The following is a 6,562-nucleotide window of genomic DNA, read 5'->3' on the forward strand; positions in this document are numbered from 1 at the left end:
GGCGGGGTGGGCGCGGCGGGCGGCCCGAACTCACCGGGTCGCGCGGTGCCCATGCTGCGCTTCTCGTTGATCAGCGCGGCGCGGCCGGCCAGGTAGGCGGTGTTCAGCAGCGTGTCCGCCGTGCCGCCGGGCAGCGGCACGAAATCGGTGTCGGCGATGTAGCGGTCCCGGTCGGCGTAGGCCAGTCGCTCGGCCTCGGAGATCAGGTGCACGCCCATGACGGCGGGCCTGCCGCCGTTGCGGTCGATGTCCTCCGGACGGTGGTCGGCCATCGGGAAGCGCTCGAGCATCCCGAGCGTCGCGAGCACCGCGATACCCCCCGACGACGGCGGTGGCATCCCGCAGATCTCCTTGCCGCGGTACGGGCGGCACAGCGGCTTGCGGACCTCGACGGTGTAGTCGGCCAGATCCTGCAGCGTCATCGCGCCGGGGGTGCGCCCACCCGAGGCGTCGGCGGCGGCCTCGACCACCGCCTCGGCGATCGCGCCGCGGTAGAACGCGTCGGCGCCCTCGGAGGCGATCGCGCTCAGGGTCTTGGCGTAGGCCGGGTTGGTCAGCCGGCTGCCCGCGGGCTTCGGACTGCCGTCGGCGTTGAGGAAGTACCGGCCCGCCGCGGCGTCGACGCGCAGTTCCTCCCGGCTGTCGGAGATCGCCGCCGCCAGCCGCGGGCTGACGTCGAAGCCGTCGTCGGCCAGCCGGACGGCCGGTTCGAACAGCTCCCGCCACGTGGTCTTGCCGTGCGCCTCGTGGGCGGTCTGCAGCATCCGCACGATGCCGGGGACGCCGATCGAGCGCCCGGACGCCCGCGCATCCGGTTTGGGTGGTGTGCGGTCGGTGTCGCTGACCCAGCGCAGGTAGTTCTCGGTCGCCGCCGCGGGCGCGACCTCGCGACCGTCGTAGGCCTGCACCGCCCCGGACGCCGCGTCGTAATACAGCAGGAAGCCGCCGCCCCCGACACCGGACGATTGCGGTTCGACGAGCCCGAGCATCGCCTGGGCGGTCACCAGGGCGTCGGCCGCGGTGCCGCCGCTGCGGAGCACCCGGCACGCGGCCTGGGTGGCCAGCGGATTCGCCGTCGACACCGAGTAGCGAGCGGTGACCACCGCCGTCATGTCCTTGCGGTAACCGGTGCCCACCTCCGGCTCGTTGGCCAGGTCCTCCTCACCCTCGCCGGGTGGCGCGGCCTCGGGGGTCTTGGGCGTGGGAGTGCCGTTCGACACCATCTCGCAGGGCACCGGCGGCGGGGTGGGCGGGGCCTGCTCGGCACCGGAACATCCGGCCGTGAGCAACACCACCCCTCCCAGCAGGGCGGTCACCCTCTGCACCGACGCCGGTATCCGCACCCTTCGACGGTAGCGGAGTCACTCGCGACCTGTCCGGAGGTCACGCCGTGGGTTGTTCAGCGGGTCGCGCGGCTGCAACCCGCACCGGGCGCGGCAGTAACCTGGGGGCGTGCCCGATCCATCGACGTACCGGCCCGCCCCCGGGTCGATCCCCGTCGAACCGGGCGTCTACCGGTTCCGGGACCCGCACGGCCGCGTCATCTACGTCGGCAAGGCCAAGAGCCTGCGCAGCCGGTTGAACTCCTACTTCGCCGACCTGTCCGGTCTGGCGCCGCGGACCAGGCAGATGGTGATGACGGCGGCCAAGGTCGAGTGGACCGTCGTCACCACCGAAGTGGAGGCGCTGCAACTCGAGTACAACTGGATCAAGGAGTTCGACCCGCGGTTCAACATCCGCTACCGCGACGACAAGTCCTACCCCGTGCTCGCCGTCACCCTCAACGAGGAGTTCCCGCGGCTCAAGGTGTACCGCGGTCCGCGGAAGAAGGGGGTGCGCTACTTCGGGCCGTACTCGCATGCCTGGGCGATCCGGGAGACCGTCGATCTGCTCACCCGGGTGTTCCCGGCGCGGACCTGTTCGGCCGGAGTGTTCAAGCGGCACAACCAGATCGACCGTCCGTGTCTGCTCGGCTACATCGACAAGTGCTCGGCGCCGTGCGTCGGGCGGGTCAGCGCCGACGAGCACCGCGAGATCGTGCTGGACTTCTGCGACTTTCTGTCGGGCAAGACCGACCGGCTGGTCCGCGACCTGGAACGAAAGATGAACGCCGCCGCCGAGGACCTCGACTTCGAGCGGGCCGCGCGGCTGCGTGACGACATCGGCGCGCTGCGGAGGGCGTTGGAGAAGCAGACGGTCGTGTTGGGGGACGGTACCGACGCCGACGTCGTGGCCTTCGCCGACGACGATCTCGAGGCGGCGGTGCAGGTCTTCCACGTGCGCGGCGGGCGGGTGCGCGGTCAGCGTGGCTGGATCGTCGAGAAGTCCGGCGACCCCGGCGAATCCGGCGAGGGCCAGCTGGTCGAGCAGTTCCTCACCCAGTTCTACGGTGATCAAGTCGAACTCGGCGGGGCGAGCGACAACGCCGGTGCGAACGGGCTGGACGAGGCGACGAATCCCGTACCGCGCCAGGTCCTGGTCCCCTGTCTGCCCGACAACGCCGACGAGCTGACGGAGTGGCTGTCCCAGCTGCGGGGCTCCCGGGTGGCGCTGCGGGTGCCGCAGCGCGGCGACAAGAAGGCGCTGTTCGAGACGGTGCAGCGCAACGCCAAAGAGGCGCTGGCCCAGCACAAGCTCAAGCGGGCCGGCGACTTCACCGCGAGAACGGCTGCGCTGCAGAGTATTCAGGACACGCTCGGATTGGCCGACGCGCCGCTGCGGATCGAGTGCATCGACATCAGCCACGTCCAGGGCACCGACGTGGTCGCGTCGCTGGTGGTGTTCGAGGACGGCCTGCCCCGCAAATCGGACTACCGGCACTACGCGATCCGCGAGGCCGCGGGCGACGGCCGCAGCGACGACGTCGCCTCGATCGCGGAGGTCACGCGGCGGCGCTTCTACCGGCACCTGCACGACACCCAGCATCCGACGGAACTGTCCGCCGAGGGCAAGTCGCGCAAGTTCGCCTACCCGCCGAACCTGTTCGTCGTCGACGGCGGCGCACCGCAGGTCAACGCGGCGCAGGCGGTACTCGACGATCTGCAGATCACAGACGTGGCGGTGATCGGGTTGGCCAAACGCCTCGAGGAGGTGTGGGTGCCCGCAGAGCCCGATCCGCTGATCATGCCGCGCAACAGTGAAGGTCTCTACCTGCTGCAGCGGGTGCGCGACGAAGCGCACCGTTTCGCGATCGCCTACCACCGCAGCAAGCGGTCCAAGCGGATGACGGCCTCGGCGCTGGATTCGGTGCGCGGGCTCGGCGAGCACCGGCGCAAGGCGCTGGTCGCGCACTTCGGTTCGGTGGCGCGGCTGAAGGAGGCGACGGTCGAGGAGATCACCGCGGTGCCGGGCATCGGGGTGGCGACCGCCCGTGCGGTGCTGGAGGCGCTGGGCGTGCCGGAGGCCGCACCGGCCGATTCCGGCGCGGACACAGGCGCCATCGACGATGATCAACGCAGGGTGACGGGATGACAGAGTCGGATATGAGCGAACAGCTGAGGGGGGATGTCGATCACCCGGAATCGGGTATCGACGTCGTCCTGGTCACCGGGCTGTCCGGAGCCGGGCGCGGAACCGCGGCGAAGGTGCTCGAGGACCTCGGGTGGTATGTCGCCGACAATCTGCCGACCGAGCTGATCGCCCGGATGGTGGAGCTGGGACTGGCCGCCGGCTCGCGCATCACCCAATTGGCGGTCGTCATGGACGTGCGGTCGCGCGGGTTCACCGGCGACCTGGACTGGGTGCGCCGCGATCTGGCGACCCGCAACATCACTCCGCGCGTGCTGTTCCTCGAGGCCAGTGACGACATCTTGGTGCGCCGCTACGAGCAGAACCGGCGCAGCCATCCGCTCCAGGGCGGGCAGACGCTGGCCGAGGGCATCGCGCGGGAACGGGCGCTGCTCGCCCCGGTCCGCGCCTCGGCCGATCTGGTGATCGACACGTCGAAGCTGTCGGTGCACGCCCTGAGAGAGAGCATCGAGCGCGCGTTCGGCGCCGAGGTGGCCGCGGAGACCAGCGTCACGGTCGAATCGTTCGGCTACAAATACGGCCTGCCGATGGACGCCGACATCGTCATGGATGTCCGCTTCCTGCCCAATCCGCACTGGGTCGACGCGTTGCGCCCGCACACCGGGCAACACCCCGACGTCCGCGACTACGTGTTGGGTCAGGCCGGCGCGGAGGAGTTCCTCGACACCTACCATCGGCTCCTGAACGTCGTCATCGACGGATACCGGCGGGAGGGGAAGCGCTACATGACCGTCGCGATCGGCTGCACCGGCGGCAAACACCGCAGTGTGGCGATCGCCGAGGCGCTGGCGGGGCGGCTGCAAGGCGGTGACGAGCTCACGGTGCGGGTGCTGCACCGGGATCTGGGGCGCGAATGAGCTTCCCCCGGACGCGAGGAATACAGAAGAGTCCCGCACGCGAGGAGGCCAGGTGAGCCCTCGCATCGTCGCACTCGGCGGCGGCCACGGGCTGTACGCGACGCTGTCCGCGGCGCGACGGCTCAGCCCGCACGTCACCGCTGTGGTCACGGTCGCCGACGACGGCGGGTCCTCGGGCCGGCTGCGCAGCGAACTGGACATCGTGCCGCCTGGGGATCTGCGAATGGCGTTGGCCGCGTTGGCCTCCGACAGTCCGCACGGCCGGCTGTGGGCGACCATCATCCAGCATCGGTTCGGAGGCAGCGGTGCGCTGGCGGGTCATCCGATCGGCAATCTGATGTTGGCGGGTCTGTCCGAGGTGCTGGCCGACCCCGTCGCCGCACTCGACGAGTTGGGCCGCGTCCTCGGGGTCAAGGGACGGGTGCTGCCTATGTGCCCGATCGCGCTGCAGATCGAGGCCGACGTCGCCGGCCTGGAATCCGATCCTCGGATGAGCCGCGTGATCCGCGGTCAGGTGGCGATCGCGACGACCGTCGGCAAGGTGCGCCGGGTGCGGTTGCTGCCGGGTGATCCGCCGGCCACCCGGCAGGCCGTCGACGCGATCATGTCGGCCGACCTGGTGGTGCTGGGCCCCGGCTCCTGGTTCACCAGCGTCATCCCGCACGTGCTGGTACCGGAACTCGCCGCCGCGTTACGCGCGACGTCGGCGCGCCGGGCGCTGGTGCTCAACCTGGCCGCCGAGCCGGGGGAGACGGCGGGTTTCTCCGTCGAGCGGCACATCCATGTGCTGTCGCAGCACGCGCCCAACTTCACCGTCCACGACATCATCGTGGACGCCAGCCGGGTGCCCAGCGACCGGGAGCGGGATCAGCTGAGCCGGACGGCGAAGATTCTCGATGCCCGAGTAGAGTTCGCCGACGTCTGCCGACCTGGTACACCTTTACATGATCCGGCGCGACTGGCCGCGGCCCTGGAAGGTGTCCGGCTTCGCGGGACGGCGGGGGGCCGCGACGAGGTGCCGACGGCGGCGACCCCGACTTCGAACCGACCGAGAGGTGACGACTCGTGGCGATGACAGCCGAGGTCAAAGACGAGCTGAGCCGACTCGTGGTGAAATCGGTGAGCGCTCGCCGCGCCGAGGTCGCATCGCTGTTGCGCTTCGCCGGAGGGCTGCACATCGTGTCCGGCCGGGTGGTCGTCGAGGCCGAGGTGGATCTCGGCATCATCGCGCGCCGGCTGCGCAAGGACATCTACGATCTGTACGGCTACAACGCCGTCGTACACATGTTGTCGGCCAGTGGTATTCGCAAGAGCACGCGGTACGTGGTGCGGGTCGCCAAGGACGGCGAGGCGTTGGCGCGGCAGACCGGACTGCTCGACCTGCGGGGCCGCCCGGTGCGGGGACTGCCCGCACAGGTGGTGGGCGGCAGCGTGGCCGACGCCGTGGCGGCCTGGCGCGGGGCGTTCCTGGCACATGGTTCGCTCACCGAACCGGGTCGGTCCTCGGCGCTGGAGGTGAGCTGCCCGGGACCCGAAGCCGCGCTGGCGCTGGTCGGTGCGGCCCGCAGGCTCGGTGTCAGCGCCAAGGCGCGCGAGGTGCGCGGCAGCGACCGGGTGGTGGTGCGCGACGGCGAGGCGATCGGCGCGCTGCTGACCCGGATGGGTGCTCAGGACACGCGGTTGACCTGGGAAGAACGCCGGATGCGGCGGGAGGTCAGGGCCACGGCCAATCGGTTGGCGAACTTCGACGACGCCAACCTGCGGCGCTCGGCGCGCGCGGCGGTCGCGGCGGCCGCCCGGGTGGAGCGGGCGCTCGAGATCCTCGGGGACACGGTTCCCGATCATCTGGCGTCCGCGGGCAAGCTGCGGGTCGAGCACCGCCAGGCCTCTCTCGAGGAACTGGGCCGGCTGGCCGACCCGCCGATGACGAAAGACGCTGTCGCCGGCCGTATTCGGCGGCTGCTGTCGATGGCCGACCGGAAGGCCAAACAAGACGGCATCCCGGACACCGAGTCCGCCGTGACGCCCGACCTGCTCGAGGACGCTTAGCCGAATCGGTTGTCCGCCACTGTGATTCGACCTCTTCGCTAGTCGGGGTTGTCGTCCTCGTCGTGATCGGTGAGGTAGCGGTGGGGGTGGAAGTGGTTGTTGATTCTCGGTTGGCCGGTGTCGTGGTG

At 70.5% G+C, this 6,562-nt stretch carries 5 protein-coding genes; 4 read left to right on the top strand and 1 reads right to left on the bottom strand.

The genetic code is table 11. The features are described from left to right. The coding region (locus AU196_RS17535) for a gamma-glutamyltransferase family protein (protein ID WP_197415824.1) at window positions 1-1,343 on the bottom strand (1,343 nt) is incomplete at its 3' end. Window positions 1,344-1,452: 109 nt separating this feature from the next. Here AU196_RS17535 and uvrC point away from each other — a divergent pair. From uvrC to whiA, 4 genes are read left to right on the top strand one after another with little or no spacing between them, the layout of a single operon-like run. Further along, the gene (gene uvrC, locus AU196_RS17540) at window positions 1,453-3,471 is read left to right on the top strand and encodes an excinuclease ABC subunit UvrC (RefSeq protein WP_059096359.1); all 2,019 of its coding nucleotides are present in this window, start codon (window positions 1,453-1,455) and stop codon (window positions 3,469-3,471) included. An 11-nt stretch (window positions 3,472-3,482) separates the two neighbouring features. Next, window positions 3,483-4,385: an RNase adapter RapZ gene (gene rapZ, locus AU196_RS17545; RefSeq protein ID WP_197415825.1), complete on the top strand. Its 903-nt coding sequence runs from the start codon at window positions 3,483-3,485 to the stop codon at window positions 4,383-4,385. Between the two features lie 52 nt (window positions 4,386-4,437). Next, window positions 4,438-5,460 carry a uridine diphosphate-N-acetylglucosamine-binding protein YvcK gene (yvcK, locus tag AU196_RS17550; RefSeq protein ID WP_059096361.1) on the top strand — a complete coding sequence of 341 codons (1,023 nt, stop codon included), beginning with the start codon at window positions 4,438-4,440 and terminating at the stop codon, window positions 5,458-5,460. Further along, a complete protein-coding gene (gene whiA, locus AU196_RS17555) occupies window positions 5,457-6,434 on the top strand; it encodes a DNA-binding protein WhiA (protein WP_082695754.1) in 978 nt (325 codons plus the stop codon). The genes yvcK and whiA overlap by 4 nt, the downstream gene beginning before the upstream one ends. Window positions 6,435-6,562 lie beyond the last annotated feature (128 nt).

It is taken from the genome of Mycobacterium sp. IS-1742 (assembly GCF_001500125.1).
GTDB lineage: Bacteria > Actinomycetota > Actinomycetes > Mycobacteriales > Mycobacteriaceae > Mycobacterium.

Bases quoted from the DNA above. Each gene is read 5' to 3' on its own strand.
- rapZ (WP_197415825.1), top strand. From the start codon at position 3,483: ATGAGCGAACAGCTGAGGGGGGATGTCGATCACCCGGAATCGGGTATC.
- whiA (WP_082695754.1), top strand. From the start codon at position 5,457: ATGACAGCCGAGGTCAAAGACGAGCTGAGCCGACTCGTGGTGAAATCG.